The sequence below is a fragment of the Terasakiella sediminum genome (genome assembly GCF_033100395.1).
Taxonomy (GTDB): domain Bacteria; phylum Pseudomonadota; class Alphaproteobacteria; order Rhodospirillales; family Terasakiellaceae; genus Terasakiella.
In genome coordinates, this window is the sequence record NZ_JAWLVJ010000003.1 from 42,774 (window position 1) to 58,302 (window position 15,529).

The following is a 15,529-nucleotide window of genomic DNA, read 5'->3' on the forward strand; positions in this document are numbered from 1 at the left end:
CGCGTTGCGGGCTAATGGAGTAGTGCCAGAGCGCGGACTTTTCCCATTATGCCGCAACAGGTGCGGCATGACGAATTTGTATAAACTTACTTCGCCTTAATAATCTCTTTCAATTCTTTCATCTCGTCACGCAAAGCAACGATTTCCAGGAGCAGGTTTTCGCGTTCGTCATGGGCGTTGGCTTCGACTTCCTGGGCATCGGCGGTGTGTTGGCTCTGCATGGCGTCAACCACCACACCGATGATCAGGTTCACAACGGCAAAGGTGGTGATCATGATGAAGGGAATGAAAATCCAATAGGCATCTTCGTGGACTGCCATCACAGGGCGCACGATTCCCATGGACCAGCTTTCCAGTGTCATGATCTGGAACAGCGTGTACATGGAGGCCCCGATATCGCCAAACCATTCGGTAAAGGTATCCTGATAGAAATTTGTGGTCAAAACGGCAAAAACATAAAAGATCACGGTGATCAACCCGATGATGGAAAACATGCCCGGAATGGCCGTGATCAGGGCCTGAATAACCGCGCGCATCTGCGGCACGGTGGATAGAAGACGAAGCACCCGCAGGATACGGAAAGATCGAAGAACCGCGAGTGGTCCAGAAGCCGGGATAAGTGCGATGCCGACAACAAGGGTGTCAAACAGGTTCCAGCCATCTTTAAAGAAGCTTAAGCCCCGGCCAAAAAGTTTCAGGAGAATTTCAACCACATAGATGCTAAGCGCAACTTGGTCAATCAGATGGAGGGCTGGGCCAAATTCCGCCATGATCCCGGCATCCGTTTCCAACCCCAATGTGATGGCATTGATGATGATCACAGCCGTAATGAAGTGCTGAACTTTTGGACCCTCAATCCAGTTGGCAACTTTCGTTCGCAAATCCATCGTCTTTTATTCCCCTAAAAGATAAGCATTGCCCACAGAAATAGTCTGCTTTAGCGCTTCAATCAATGATAATCAGAAGGTTTCCAGCCATCTTCTATATTTCTATGGTGCAGTGCCGCATTTTTTGATAGATTCAGTGAAAATTATTCACAACTGGTTCTGATTTTTATGTCATTTACTACATTTATCTATGTCGCCATTGGCGGGGCCATCGGCGCGATGGGGCGGTTTGCGGTTGTTTCCATGGTGGGTCATTGGGCGCATCATGCGGGATCACACTTTCCTTACGGAACCATGACGGTGAATATTCTGGGCTCGTTTATCTTGGGGGTATTGGTGGAAATCTCGGCACTCGCCTGGTCACCCAGTCCGGAAATCCGGGCCATGCTGGTGGTCGGGATGCTGGGTGCCTTTACCACTTTTTCCACATTTTCGCTGGATGTGATAACATTGGGCAGCCGTGGTGAATGGGTGCAATTGGCGCTTTATACCGGGTTATCTGTTGCATTGTCCATCGCAGCCCTATATATGGGCATGCAATCGATGAAAGCCCTCTTATCATAAGGAACGCCCGCTATGTCCGGTGTGAAGCAAATTACCGTCGCCAATGATGACGACGATATCCGTTTGGACCGTTGGTTTAAACGTCATTACCCAGAACTGTCCTATGGTCGTCTGGAAAAGCTGCTGCGCAAAGGTCAGATCCGACTGGATGGCAAACGGGCGAAATCCAACCAGCGTATTTCTGCGGGTCAGGTCGTGCGCGTCCCGCCCTTTGGCAATGATGGCGGCGTAAAACCCATTGAAAAGAAACAGGATGCCCATCTGTCGGATCAGGAAATCGAAGAAATCCGCAGCTGGGTCTTGTACCGCGATGACGATGTGATCGTGATCAACAAGCCTGCGGGCCTTCCGACACAGGGCGGCACGGGCGTGAAACGTCATCTGGATGGCTTGTTGCATGCTTTGAAATATGAAAAGACGGAAAAGCCCAAACTGTGTCATCGTCTGGATAAAGATACTTCCGGTGTTTTGCTGCTCGCACGCAGTGCCAATGTTGCGGCCAAAATGACCAAGGCGTTTAAGACCAAGGATGCACGTAAGCTCTATTGGGCGCTGACGGTTAAAGTGCCAACTCCGAAAGAAGGCAAGGTCTTTCAGCCCATCGCGAAATATCACAGCCATCATGGCGAACGGATGGTCATCGATGCGGATGAAGGCCAGGATGCGCGATCCCTTTATCGCACCATCGAAAGCACCGGGAACGTCGCTGCCTGGGTTGCGTTGGAACCGCGCACAGGTCGCACACACCAGTTGCGTGTTCATTGCGCGTACCTGAAGACACCTATTCAGGGTGATGGCAAATATGGTGGCCAGGACGCATATCTGACAGGGGATGGGGTTTCCAAGAAAATGCACCTTCATGCCCGTCGCCTGCAAATCCCGTCACCGGATGGTTATGGTGTCATCGATGTGACCGCCCCTATGCCGGATCACATGATCAAGTCGTGGGATTTCTTTGGCTTTGATGTGGATGAAGAAGACGCTGACGAGCTGTTTGACCTGACACAGAAAGTGACGGCGACCTACAAGCGCCACGATTAATTCAATCTGTCATCCCACACACGCTCCCTGTCATCCCGCACTTGTTGCGGGACAATCTGTAGATGGCATGTTTGAGAATTTATCTTTTCCCTCAACGGGTTGTCCCGGAATAAATCCGGGATGACAGGGAGAGGGCAAGGCAATCAACCCACAATATCCAGACGGTTCTGGCTGAGCAGGCGGTTGGCGTAATCAACCGTGGCCTGATCCTGGCCGGATTGCTGCAGGCTTTCCTGAATGGTGGATAAAGCGCTTTGATCCTGTGCTCTGGGGCGTGTCAGGTCTTGTGCGGCCAGATAATACTGGCTGGTGTCCTGCGCCCCATTGGCATAAAGCGTGGTTTCAGTGACGATACCTGAAGAAGACGTGCTGGTTTCTGTTCCGGCAACGCGCGTGCTATCTGCCGCATCCTGCGCACTGGTATCTGCGTTTCTGTTGCGGCGTTCTTGTGTGATCTGAATATCAGTTGCGTTGACGTTATCCTGAATGATCTGATCGAGATTATCCAGGGCATCCTGCACGGCGCGCGCGTCCGCACGGTCAATAATCCCGCGTTGGATGTCTTCGGCGATATCAGCGCTTAGGCGGCTTCTGATCTGGGTTGGGTCGCTGACGGTACGTTGAGGTTGTGGATTATTGTCAACATTGATAGCGACACGTTGGTTGGTATTACGGCGTTCTGCAGTGGCCGCCGCACGTGCTTCTCTGGTCTCTCTAGCCTCTGCCGGAGAGATGTTTTCCAGAGTCTGAAAAGGAACCGTGGTGCCTAAGCTGGGAATGGCCATAGCGTCAACGTAATCAATTTTATGATGTCAGGGTTCTTTTCACGCCTAATGCAGAATTTCTTTCTGCGCGCCGAATAGCCGATATTATGCGCGTAAATCGCTTTTTCGTCAAACAGTGCGTTCCTGCTTGAATCCGGCATCCACCGTTTCATCGCTATTGGTGACTTTGATGTCATGGACTTTGGAAGCAGGCGATCCGCCCCAGCATTTTTCAATCAACTGATTGATGGCTGCGTCGTCGCCCTGCACGACGGCTTCCACACTGCCGTCCATGCGGTTGCGCACCCAGCCGTTGAGGCCAAGTTCTGTCGCTGTGTCACGGGTCCAGGCGCGATACCAGACACCCTGAACGCGTCCGGTAATTCTTAAATTTACTGTTTTCATAATCAATTAGGTGGGGTCGTTGGTCCTGACCCCACCTTAGCATGATCAGGCGGCTTGTTTAGAATTGTTTTGCATAAAAGTCGCAAATTTCTTGTCGGTTGTGCTGATATGTTTTTGCCATAGGCTGGCCAGCAGTCCGATCAGTTCAACAGAGGCATATTCACTTGGGTTCTGGATATAGTCGTCATAGGATTTTTCTACCCGGTTGATGAAGACCGAATGTTCTTCCCTGTGGGCTTCCAGATCAGGATAAGCAACACGTTCCATCACTTTTTCTTCTTCGCTAAAGTGCTGCAGCGTATAGTCTTTCAGGTCCTTATACATGCCCGCAACCACGCCGCTTTCGCTGTTGTGTTTGATGGCGTTATAAAGCTCGTTAATGCGCACAAGCATTTGTTGGTGATCTTCATCCACGCGCGCATCGCCGCAGGATAGGTCATCGGACCAGGTGAATAGTGTCTGTTCATCCACATCTTCAAGTTGAACCTGTTTTAAGAAGCGCGCGACCTGCTCACGTAAGGTATTGGATTCACGTTCCAGTCCTTCAGAAGTCTGCATCAAGACGTTGGCCGATTCATTGGCAGCCTCGGCTGATTTCTGCACCTGTTGAATGGAGGTGGAGACTTCCTGTGTGCCACTGGAGGCCTGATCCACATTCATGGCGATTTCCTGGGTAGCGGCACTTTGTTGTTCCACCGCTGTGGAAATGGTGGAAGAGATTTGATTGATCTCTGTAATCACACCCGCGATGGAGCGAATGGCATCGACAGAGCGGTCAGTCGAGCTTTGAATTTCGGTGATCTGCTGGGTGATGTCTTCGGTCGCACGTGTGGTTTGGTTGGCGAGGTTCTTGACCTCGGAAGCAACAACCGCAAAGCCTTTGCCAGCCTCACCCGCACGGGCAGCTTCGATGGTTGCGTTCAGGGCCAGGAGGTTGGTCTGTTCAGCGATATCGTTAATCAGGTTTACGATCTCCCCGATTTTGGAGACAGCCCCCGCCAGTTCGCCCATCTGTGCAGATGTGGCTTCGGATTGGGCCACGGCACGTGATGTCACATCAGAAGACTGTCTCACCTGACGGCCAATTTCGGAGATGGAACTGGAAAGTTCTTCGGCGGCGGCGGCGACCGTCTGCACATTGGCGGTGGCTTCTTCTGAGGCACTGGCAACCGTTGTGGCCTGCAGTTTGGTTTCGGTTGATTCAGCAGAAACATCCTTGGACGCAGATCGAACCGAGGCATCGGCGTTGTTGAGCCCATCCAGCACATTGATCATGGTGACTTCAAACTCACGGATATAGCTGTTGATCAACTGGCGCTGCTGTTCCTTGATTTCCTGATCGCGTTCCTGTGCGCGGGTCAGTTCTTGTGTCTTGATCATATTGTCTTTGAAGACTTGAACGGCATCGGCCATATCACCGATTTCATCACCGCGTTCTCGGCCCCTTATCTCGGTTGATAGATCACCGGAGGCCAGAGCAGACATGTTTTGTGTCATGACGGCTAATGGTCTTGTGATGTCACGTCCGATCAAAAATGATCCAAAAAAGACGATCAGTAAAACTGCGATAACGATGCCGCCAAGGACCAGAACCTGATTGAAAAAGGCGCTGTCCACATCATCCATATAGATGCCGGAGCCAATGGCCCATTCCCATGGCTTATAGCCTTTTACGAAAGACAGTTTTTCCACCGGGTCGTCAAAACCAGCTTTGGGCCAGTGATAAGAGACGAAACCGTCACCGGATTTCGCTGTTGCTGCAACCAGCTGGAACAGCGGCACGCCCTTTGGGTCTTTTGATGCTGACAGGTCTTTGCCGTTTAGTTCCGGTTTAATCGGATGCATGACGATGGTTGCGTTGAAATCTGTGATGAACAGATATTCTGATCCATCATAGCGCATGGCTTGCAGGGTTTTTGCAGCTTGTTGCTTGGCTTCACCCAAAGAGAGTTCACCCGCCTCAGCGCGATTGGCGAAATTTTCAACAATAGAGTAGGCCGTTTCGACAATATGCCGGGTTTTAATTTCCCGGTCTGCAATCATTGTGGCTTTGAATTGTTGCAGGCTGATGCCAACCAGTACAACAATACCTGTGAACGCAATCAGCGAGAGCATCAGGATTTTTTTTGAAATTGAGATGTTTTGTAATGACATGATCTATTCCCCCTTCATGGGTGTTTGGAGGGAAATTATCATGTTTATGTGCGCCGCAATATGATGCAGCGCAAGTTTTTGACCACCTAATCAGGTTCTTACGGATAGGTGTATTATCTTTACGTGTATAAGCAAATGCACAATTGGTGACATAGCATAAAAAAAGGCAGCTGAAATGATCAGCTGCCTTTTCTCAAGTCCTGTCAAAACTTGCCTTAATCGTCGCTTTCAAATTCGATGATTTTCTCATCAACAGAAAGGCTACCACCGGCAGAAGCGTGGATCTTTTTGATGACCACATCTTTTTCTGCGCGCATGATGTTTTCCATTTTCATGGCTTCGATTACGCAAAGCTCTTCACCTGCTTTGACTTCCTGGCCTTCTTCAACCGCAATGGACAGGAGCAGACCTGGCATTGGCGACAGAAGGAAGGCAGACATGTCAGGCGGTGCTTTAAACGGCATCAGGTCGTTCAGTTCAGCCTGACGGGCAGTCATGACTTTTACATCAGCCTGTGCACCAGCGTGGAACAGGCTGTAGCCTGTTGGTTGCTTGTCAACCTGGACACACAGTTCGTGACCATTGATGTCAGCAAAGAACAGGGGCTCACCAAATGTCCATTCAGAACGAACATGCAGGGTCGCACCGTCGATGGCAACGTCATAGCCTTCAACTTCGTTTGGTGTCACAGTCGCGTTGAATTTCTCGTCGTTATATTTAACAACCCATTCATCGTTAATCTGACGACCACGACCACCTTCCATCTGATCGGAAATCATGGTTTCGCGCTCTGTCTCCATACGTTTCATGAAGCAGGCAACAGCCACCAGGTTTTTCGGGTCTTTCTGCGGCACCATGGACGCATCAAAGCCATCTGGATATTCTTCGGCGATGAAGTTTGTGGTCAGGTTACCATCAACAAAACGTTGCTTGGACATAACAGCGTTCAGGAACGAGATGTTATGGCCTACACCGCGGATGTAATATTCATCAAGGGCACGTTTCATGTTTTCAGTACATTCTTCACGATCCTTGCCCCATGTGATCAGCTTGGCGATCATCGGGTCATAGAACATGGAGATTTCGCCACCTTCATAAACGCCTGTGTCAACACGAACCGTGTCGCTTTCAACAGGTGGGCGATATTTGATCAGACGACCAGTTGATGGCAGGAAGTTACGGAAAGGATCTTCCGCATAAACTCGGCTTTCCATGGACCAGCCGTTGATTGGAATTTCATCCTGCTTCAGGGTCAGTTCCTGACCGTCAGCGATCTTGATCATCCATTCAACCAGGTCAACACCTGTGATCAGTTCTGTTACAGGGTGTTCCACCTGCAGACGGGTGTTCATTTCCAGGAAGTAGAAGTTCTGGTCTTTATCGACGATGAATTCCACAGTACCGGCAGAACGGTAATCCACAGCTTTTGCCAAAGCAACAGCTTCTTCACCCATTTTCTTACGTGTTTCAGGTGTGAGGAATGGCGATGGCGCTTCCTCAATTACCTTTTGGTGACGACGCTGGATCGAGCATTCACGTTCCTGCAGATAAACGGCGTTACCGTGTTTATCGGCCAGAACCTGAATTTCGATGTGGCGTGGTTCTTCGATGAATTTTTCGATGAAGACACGGCCATCACCAAAAGAAGAAATCGCTTCAGAGGTTGCACGTTCAAAACCGTCGCGGCATTCTTCTTCGTTAAAGGCAACACGCATACCTTTACCACCACCACCGGCGGAGGCTTTCAGCATAACCGGGTAGCCGATTTTATTGGAGATTTCGACCGCGTGGTCGGTGTCTTTAATGACTTCTGTGTAACCAGGTACAGTACTTACACCCGCTTTTTGCGCCAGAAGTTTGGATTCAATCTTGTCACCCATTGCCTGGATGGCGAGTTTTTCAGGGCCGATGAATTCAATGCCAGCCTCATCCAAAGCGTCAAAGAACGCAGCGTTTTCTGACAGGAAGCCGTAACCAGGGTGCACAGCTTGTGCGCCTGTTTGTTTGATGGCGTCCAGGATGTTTTCCATGACCAGATAAGACTGGGCACTTGGTGCTGGACCGATGTTAACGGCTTCGTCCGCCATTTCGACGTGCAGCGCGTCTTTATCGGCGTCAGAATAGACCGCAACGGTCTTGATGCCCATCTTACGGGCTGATTTGATTACGCGACAAGCAATCTCACCGCGGTTTGCAATCAGGATTTTATCGAACATGTGTCCGTTTCCTTTTCAATAGCTTACTTGAGACGATCTTAAAGAGGGATGTTGCCGTGCTTGCGCTCGGGGTTCTTCAGATCTTTGTTCTTCAGCATTGCGAGAGATTGACAGATACGACGACGTGTACCGTGTGGCATGATCACATCATCAATGAAGCCGCGGCCACCAGCCTTGAACGGGTTGGCGAAGTTGCGGGCATATTCGTCTGTGCGTTCTTGAATTTTATCAGCATCGCCGATGTCCTGACGGAAGATGATTTCCACCGCACCTTTGGCACCCATTACCGCGATTTCCGCAGATGGCCATGCGAAGTTCGCATCACCACGCAGGTGTTTGGAGCTCATTACGTCATAAGCACCACCGTAAGCCTTACGGGTAATCACAGTCACTTTTGGTACAGTTGCTTCCGCAAAAGCGTAAAGCAGTTTCGCACCGTGGGTGATGATACCGTTGTATTCCTGATCGGTACCCGGCATGAAGCCTGGTACGTCAACAAATGTCACCAGCGGAATGTTGAACGCATCACAGAAACGAACGAAACGTGCAGCCTTAACGGAGCTGTCGATATCCAGGCAACCCGCCAGAACCATTGGCTGGTTGGCAACAAAACCAACAGTGTCACCATTCATGCGACCAAAGCCGACGATGATGTTTTTGGCGAAGTCAGGCATGATTTCAAAGAAGTGACCTTCATCGACAACTTTTTCAATCAGTTCCTTCATGTCATAAGGCATGTTGGCATTGCTCGGGACCAGCGTATCAAGTGATGCATCATCACGGTCCGCCGGGTCAGTTGTTGGGCGGTGTGGTGCTTTTTCTTTGTTGTTGCTTGGCAGGAAGTCAACAAAGTCGCGCAGCTGTACAAGCGCATCAACATCATTTTCAAAAGCCAGGTGCGCAACACCGGATTTGGTTGTATGCGTGATTGCACCACCGAGTTCTTCCTGTGTGACTTCTTCATGTGTCACAGTCTTAACAACGTCAGGACCAGTTACAAACATGAAGGAGCTGTCTTTAACCATAAAGATAAAGTCAGTCATGGCAGGGGAGTATACTGCACCACCCGCACATGGGCCCATGATCATGGAGATTTGAGGGATCACACCGGAGGCTTCAACATTGCGTTGGAACACATCAGCATAACCACCCAGAGAAGCGATACCTTCCTGAATACGGGCACCACCTGAATCGTTCAGACCGATACATGGCGCGCCAACTTTCATGGCTTGATCCATGATCTTGCAGATTTTCTCAGCGTGTGTTTCTGACAGAGAACCACCGTATACAGTGAAATCCTGAGAGAAAACGAAAACCAGACGACCATTTACAGTACCGTAACCTGTTACAACACCGTCGCCCGGTGTGTGGTCTTGTTCCATACCAAAATCGGTACAGCGGTGTTCAACGAACATGTCCCATTCTTCAAAGGAACCTTCGTCAAGGAAAAGGTCAATTCTTTCACGGGCTGTCAGCTTGCCCTTTTTATGCTGTGAGTCGATACGGCGCTGACCACCGCCCAGACGTGCTTTCGCGCGTTTTTCGTCCAGCATTTGGATAATGTCGTGCATCTATATATGTCCCCTTCGCCCAACCGGGCAGTCGATATATGTGGAAGACTGATGCCTTCCTGAGAGATTGAATAACACAATCGGATACGCTGTTCCAGAAAAAATACGTACTCTAATACCGAATTACCGATTTAATGCAAAAATACCAAATAAGTATTTGATTTTAAAATATTTTATAAAAAGGAAAAGTGAAATTTTATATTTTAGGCAACCCAAGAATGCCAGAAAAATAGCACATAAAATTATCAAAAAGGACATTCTTGGGTAAGAATCGGTGATCAGGTTGATCAGTCTTTGAGAAGTTCAATCCAGGTTGTGACGGATTGCAGGTCTGCGCGCAGGGCTTTTCGGCGGTCAGCTGCTTCCCAGTCTTCACCCCATTGTTCGATCTGATAGGTTTCATCAACCTGGGAATCTTCAAAGGCCTGTTCGCTGTCAATCACGCCTTCGATTAACGCAAGACCGAGGATGATGGAACCTGTGCCATGGGTGGCGATGGAAAGGCCCGCCAGTTCCCAGTCGTTCAGGGCATCAACGGCTTTTTTAAGCGCGTCAATGGCATCCTGGGATTGTTCGATATGGAGAATGCCTGTCTGGGTTTTCAGTGTCGCGCCATAACGGTCTTTTGCCCATTTGATGTGGGGCAGCCAGGTGTCCGACTGGCGCTTGGCAAGGTCGGCAGGGTCATCGGTCCAGTAACAGATAAGATCAGTTTCGCCATATTTTGCGATTTGTTCGACAACGCCATCACGCAATTGACCGATCCGGTCAACGGCTGTGGACGCAAGCGCCATCAGGGGCATGGTGAGGGGCAGGATGTTTTCGTCCTGTGAATCCCATTCTTTTGCAAGGGCTTCAGCCAGTGCTTTGGTGGGCAGGAGCATGGATCGTTTGGCCGGGCTTTTCAGCTGGCGACCATCTAACAGAACACGAAATCCATCGCCGTCCTGATCGACGCTGACGGTCTTATAAAAACGTTTCAGTGGTGCAGATGGATCCATTGTCTTTTCCCCAAATTATCGCCCCTCCCTGAATAACAGGGAAGGGCGTAATAGTTAAATTTGGGGCCTTATTTATTCCCTCCCAGCATATTTAGCAAGCCACCAATTGGATTGTCTGACTTTTCTTCTTTCTTCTGAGTGGTGCCGGAAGAAGATTTTTTCTGGCTGGATTTGATGCCAAGGGCAGTATCACAAGGTGCGCTGTCCGACAGGGCTTTGTCGGTTAGTCCGCTGATCAGCAGGGACACACCACCTGTTGCAATGGCAGAGGCAACGCCCATGGCGGCTTTGGCTGTTTCCAGCGCATCAATACCGATACCAGGCGAAGACAGCGGACCAGTCAGGCGCACCATACTGGCAATACCGCCCGCATTGACGCCTAAATCAACGGAATCGCCACGGGGTTCGGGCTTGATGCCGATATCCAGTGTTTCCTTTGCCAGGTTGATGTTGCCGGAGCTTGAGATGTTCATCACATTGGTTTGAACAGCAATGCGTTTATCGTAATCTGCAACGCCTTTTTCAAAATCCAGATTGACCACCATACAGGCAAAGGGGGTGAATTCACCTTCCGTCCCGCTTGGCAGGATATTTTCCAGAACGCCAGTGACCAGATCACCGCCAAGGAAGTTTACTTTGTCAGACTTGATTTTACCTTCCCCGACATTGATCAGGGTCTTACCCTGCAGCGATGCCATCAGGCCAGCGGCTGATTTACCGGATGCCTTCAGATTGATCTTCATCTGGGTCGCACCGCCATGGATCAGGTCGGTCACCCCTGTTTCTTCAAGGCTTTTGCCCAGTCCCAGGTTCTTGCCTGTCAGATCAACATCAAGATTGGCAGGCAGTTTGCGACCATCAAAATTGATGTGGCCACCAAATGTGCCACCGCCCATAACAAAGTCATGCTGGCCCGTCATTTTTCCGTCTTTAAGCGAGATCACATCAGACAGGTTGTTGAGTGCAAAATCACCCAGGATGAATTTCTTGGCTTTGAAAGACACATCCGCATTTACCGCTTTTAAGCCTTCGATTGGCAAGGGGGCTTTGGGGAAGAGTTTTGCTGGTTTGTCAGAGGTTTCTTTCTTTGGTGCGGGAGCAGCTTCTGCCATTTCTTCACCTTGTGGCAGAACGTCATTCAGCGCAAAGCGGTTGGAGGCAAGTGCCACATTGATATAAGGCTTTTTATTGGCAAGGCTGACGGTAACATCACCGCTTAAGTCCGTCTGGCCGATCTTGATGCTCAAGCCACCTAGCTTATAGGATTTATCGCCATCAGAAACTGTTGCGGCCATTTCAAAGGGGCCGACTTTGCCAACTTTGGCACCGCCCAGTTCTGCCAGCTTGGCGATATTGTCACTTTTGGCGGAAATGGCAAGGTTGAGACCTTTACCTGCTGCGGGTTCTGCAATCTTACCTGTGACATTCACAACGGCCCCAGCTGCTTTCAGCGCCAGATTGACATCCAGAGGATCGCCGCTCATTAACGCATCGGGCGAACCCAGCTGACCTGTCAGTTCCACCACATGATTGTTGAAGGAACCTTTGAACAACAGGTCCAGCGGATCATTCAGGTCGGCGGCTTTGGCCTGCATGGTATCAATGACGATAGAGGTTTCTTCGCCTTTCTGACCATCTTTATAGGTGAAACGTGCTTTATCAATACGGACCGCACTGACGGCAGGCAGGCTGCCACCGGATGCGCTTTCAGACTTTTCTTCTTCTTTCTTTTCGGTGGAAGCCTCACCCATCATCCAGTTACCTTTTCCGGATTTATCGGTTTCCAGCAGGATGTCTGGTTCAATCAGCACCAGTTCAACGATATGGATATCGCCGAAGATCAGGGGCAGGAGTTTCATTTCCGCAGCAAAGCTTTTCAGCTTGACCATTTCCGGGCGTGATCCCCAGCTTGCGTTGGCAAAGGTGACGCCATCAACCCGGACTTTTGGGCTGAGGGAGATTTCAAGATTAAGATCACCTGCAATCACCAGATCACGGCCTGTGGCCGCCTTGGCTTCTTCCGCGATCATGCCTTTATATTGGTTGAAGTCCATGGAGCTGAGGATTGCAACACCCGCAACAATACCCCCCACGATGACGGCAAAAATACCGCCGACAATTAATTTAATGCGTCCCATATGCTCAAGTCTCCATCGCTTTTTTTATCGCCTGTGTCAGTTCTGAATAGTCATGGATGACTGAAACTGCACCAGCCTCCATCAGTTCGTCTGGTTCATGATACCCCCAGGCAACGCCAATTGATTTTACATTTGCGTTACATGCCATATGGATATCGTAAGTCGTATCGCCAATTACAATTGCATTCTGCGTTTCCACCCCGGTTTTATTGAGGGCTTTTTCCACCATTTCAGGGTCCGGTTTGCCGCGCGCCCGACACGCCGTCTGAAGAGTGGTGAATTTCTTTTCCAGATTGTGGGTTTGCAAGGTTGGAATTAAACCGCGCATTGCCTTGCCTGTAGCAACGCCAAGTAACCATCCGTCGTCTTCCAATTGATTAAGCGCATCGACGGTGCCGGGGAAAAGCGGTTCTTCCACATCATCATTTATGCGCATGGTGCGGAAATGGTTACGATAGCATTCGGCCATTTCATCACATTGTGATTGGGTGAGACCGTCAATCAGGTTTGCCATAGCAATTTCAAGGGGTAATCCAACGACTCTGCGTACCGAGTCGCGCCCTAATTTGTCGATTCCATAGGTTTTACAGGTCAGGTCCATGGCTTTGATAATGGAATGCTGACTGTCTACCAATGTACCGTCACAGTCGAAAATCGCCAGTTGTAAAGGGGTCTCAGTGTTCAAAAGGGGCTCCATTTGGAAAAAAAGTCATAATCATAAATATTTAGCTTGCACTCTTTGACGTGCGACACAATCATTTTAATGATCTTACTTTTCAAATGCTTCTACAAATGTAGAAAATTTGCAAGATTTAAGGCACAGTTTTGAAAACAAAGACAATTGAATATCTTTGAGAAATACGTGCGTTGAATTTATGAGAGTGGCAAGACAGCGTGATTATACATTCGTTTAGTTTTGTTAAGTCGAGCGATAGGGAAAAAAGTCTAGGAGGCTAATTCATGAAATTTTTAAAAACAGCCGTTGCATTGAGCGCACTCCCATTTTTGGCAGCTTGTGCATCTAACTGGGATGTAGAAGGCGCTAAAATGGCACCGAACGATGGTTCGGCTTTCCAGAAAGAACTTCAAGGCGAATATGCACGTCTTGCAGGCCTGGAACGTGACGAAGGCGATTGGCGCGATGCACGCCGCTTCGTGTCCAAAGCACGTGCGGCCACGATGGGCGATGTAGAACCGCAAATGGTTGCAGATCGTCGCATTCCGGATGATAAAGTTGAAGAACTGACCATGGCGCGCAACAAGCTGACCATGGCGTTTGCGCAGGGCGGCAAGGTGAAATACCCACAAGCTGCGGCGCGTGCACAAGCTGGCTTTGACTGCTGGATGCAGGAACAGGAAGAAAACTTCCAGCCGGAAGATATCGAAGCATGTAAAAAGTACTTCATGGCTGGTCTGGCTGACATGGCAGAGAAAAAGCCAATGATGAAGAAGATGGATGACATCGTTGTCTATTTCGACTTCAACAGCTCGATGCTGACAGACGAAGCCAAAGGCCTGCTGGTGAAAGCTTCCATGATGGGTCGAGGTGCTGATGCGCTGATGGTTGAAGGTCATACGGACACCAAAGGTGACTCTGCTTACAACGAAGCGCTGGCACTTTCTCGTGCGCAAGCGGTTTCCGACTTCCTGAAATCTCATGGTATTTCTGGCAAGTCCATCCGTGTGGGCGCAAGCGGTGAGAACATGAATGCAGTTACAACAGGCGACAATGTGGAGGAAGCACGTAACCGCCGTGTAACCATCAAGTTCAAATAAGATAAGCGATTATCTTTAATGAAGAAGGCGGCTCCTGATTTTCTGGGGCCGCCTTTTTTTATTCTGCGTCTTCGTCTTCGTCTTCGTCTGTTTCAGCCTCGGTGTCGGCAAACACCGCATCAAAACAGGTCATCAGCAGACTATCAACTTCCTGCATGGTGATCCAGATGCCGAGGTCCTGCAGGGACGTCACCCCATGTTCAGAAATGCCGCAAGGCACGATTCCCCCAAAGTGGGACAGGTCAGGTTCTACATTCAGGGAGATCCCATGGAAGGTGACCCATTTGCGCACACGTACACCAATGGCACCAATTTTATCTTCACGACCCATGCCCCGATCCACCCAGATGCCAACGCGGCCTTCGCGGCGTTCCCCCTGAATGTTAAAGGTGGCAAGGGTTTGAATAACCCATTCTTCCAGATTGCTGACGAATTTACGGATGTCACGTCCGCGCTTTGACAGGTCCAGCATGACATAGGCAATACGTTGTCCGGGGCCGTGATAAGTGTACTGACCGCCACGTCCGGCGTCATAAACGGGGAAACGTTCAGGGTCGATCAGGTCTTTCGGGTCCGCGCTGGTCCCGGCCGTGTAAAGTGGCGGATGTTCCAGCAACCAGATACATTCCGGAGCCTCGCCTTTTTGAATTTCACTAACACGTTGTTCCATAAAGGAAAGCGCTTCTTCGTACGGCACTTCATCGTCGCTAAAACGCCATTCGATGCCGTTTCTTAACAAAGATGTAAAATTTTTATCATTCATGTCTTGATCTATCTGAAGAGTTTGTTTATACCCACGCCCACACAAGATGTTCGGGTGATTAAAAAACCTCATACACCCTTCCAACATCTTATGCCACAAAATATGCGGTCGTGGCGGAATTGGTAGACGCGTAGCGTTGAGGTCGCTATGGGCTAACCCCCGTGGAAGTTCGAGTCTTCTCGACCGCACCATAAAATCCCTGCTTCAGTGATGAGGCGGGGATTTTTTGTTTTGGGCGGTCTCAACAAA

General features: G+C 49.7%; 13 protein-coding genes and 1 tRNA gene. 4 read left to right on the forward strand and 10 right to left on the reverse strand.

Features of this window, described 5'->3' with window-relative positions:
- Window positions 1–86 precede the first annotated feature (86 nt).
- Window positions 87–887 (reverse strand): ion transporter, encoded by an 801-nt coding sequence (locus RYZ26_RS02765; RefSeq protein ID WP_317681616.1) that lies wholly within the window; start codon window positions 885–887, stop codon window positions 87–89.
- A 168-nt stretch (window positions 888–1,055) separates the two neighbouring features.
- Here RYZ26_RS02765 and crcB point away from each other — a divergent pair, with 168 nt between their 5' ends.
- Both crcB and RYZ26_RS02775 read left to right on the forward strand, forming a co-directional pair.
- The gene (gene crcB / locus RYZ26_RS02770; RefSeq protein WP_317681617.1) at window positions 1,056–1,451 is read left to right on the forward strand and encodes a fluoride efflux transporter CrcB; all 396 of its coding nucleotides are present in this window, start codon (window positions 1,056–1,058) and stop codon (window positions 1,449–1,451) included.
- A gap of 12 nt (window positions 1,452–1,463) precedes the next feature.
- Complete coding sequence (locus tag RYZ26_RS02775) at window positions 1,464–2,492, forward strand: RluA family pseudouridine synthase (RefSeq protein WP_317681618.1); 1,029 nt, start codon at window positions 1,464–1,466, stop codon at window positions 2,490–2,492.
- A gap of 143 nt (window positions 2,493–2,635) precedes the next feature.
- On the opposite strand, the gene RYZ26_RS02780 is transcribed toward RYZ26_RS02775, so the two are convergent.
- The 8 genes from RYZ26_RS02780 to RYZ26_RS02815 form a co-directional block, all read right to left on the reverse strand.
- On the reverse strand, window positions 2,636–3,277 hold the full coding sequence (locus tag RYZ26_RS02780) for a hypothetical protein (protein ID WP_317681619.1): 642 nt from the start codon (window positions 3,275–3,277) through the stop codon (window positions 2,636–2,638).
- A 108-nt stretch (window positions 3,278–3,385) separates the two neighbouring features.
- Window positions 3,386–3,661 carry an acylphosphatase gene (locus tag RYZ26_RS02785; RefSeq protein ID WP_317681620.1) on the reverse strand — a complete coding sequence of 92 codons (276 nt, stop codon included), beginning with the start codon at window positions 3,659–3,661 and terminating at the stop codon, window positions 3,386–3,388.
- A 45-nt stretch (window positions 3,662–3,706) separates the two neighbouring features.
- The gene (locus RYZ26_RS02790) at window positions 3,707–5,815 is read right to left on the reverse strand and encodes a bacteriohemerythrin (RefSeq protein WP_317681621.1); all 2,109 of its coding nucleotides are present in this window, start codon (window positions 5,813–5,815) and stop codon (window positions 3,707–3,709) included.
- Window positions 5,816–6,030: 215 nt separating this feature from the next.
- Window positions 6,031–8,031 carry an acetyl-CoA carboxylase biotin carboxylase subunit gene (locus RYZ26_RS02795; RefSeq protein ID WP_317681622.1) on the reverse strand — a complete coding sequence of 667 codons (2,001 nt, stop codon included), beginning with the start codon at window positions 8,029–8,031 and terminating at the stop codon, window positions 6,031–6,033.
- 38 nt (window positions 8,032–8,069) lie between these two features.
- Complete coding sequence (locus tag RYZ26_RS02800) at window positions 8,070–9,602, reverse strand: acyl-CoA carboxylase subunit beta (protein WP_317681623.1); 1,533 nt, start codon at window positions 9,600–9,602, stop codon at window positions 8,070–8,072.
- Window positions 9,603–9,889: 287 nt separating this feature from the next.
- Window positions 9,890–10,603 (reverse strand): ATP12 family chaperone protein, encoded by a 714-nt coding sequence (locus tag RYZ26_RS02805; RefSeq protein WP_317681624.1) that lies wholly within the window; start codon window positions 10,601–10,603, stop codon window positions 9,890–9,892.
- Window positions 10,604–10,671: 68 nt separating this feature from the next.
- A complete protein-coding gene (locus RYZ26_RS02810; protein ID WP_317681625.1) occupies window positions 10,672–12,741 on the reverse strand; it encodes an AsmA family protein in 2,070 nt (689 codons plus the stop codon).
- A 4-nt stretch (window positions 12,742–12,745) separates the two neighbouring features.
- The gene (locus RYZ26_RS02815; RefSeq protein WP_317681626.1) at window positions 12,746–13,426 is read right to left on the reverse strand and encodes an HAD-IA family hydrolase; all 681 of its coding nucleotides are present in this window, start codon (window positions 13,424–13,426) and stop codon (window positions 12,746–12,748) included.
- Window positions 13,427–13,701: 275 nt separating this feature from the next.
- On the opposite strand from RYZ26_RS02815, the gene RYZ26_RS02820 reads away from it, so the two are divergent.
- On the forward strand, window positions 13,702–14,517 hold the full coding sequence (locus tag RYZ26_RS02820) for an OmpA family protein (RefSeq protein ID WP_317681627.1): 816 nt from the start codon (window positions 13,702–13,704) through the stop codon (window positions 14,515–14,517).
- A 58-nt stretch (window positions 14,518–14,575) separates the two neighbouring features.
- On the opposite strand, the gene lipB is transcribed toward RYZ26_RS02820, so the two are convergent.
- Window positions 14,576–15,241, reverse strand: coding sequence for a lipoyl(octanoyl) transferase LipB (gene lipB / locus RYZ26_RS02825; protein ID WP_317681802.1), 666 nt, complete (start codon window positions 15,239–15,241; stop codon window positions 14,576–14,578).
- A gap of 143 nt (window positions 15,242–15,384) precedes the next feature.
- On the opposite strand from lipB, the gene RYZ26_RS02830 reads away from it, so the two are divergent.
- Window positions 15,385–15,471 (forward strand) — tRNA-Leu (locus RYZ26_RS02830).
- Window positions 15,472–15,529: the final 58 nt, after the last annotated feature.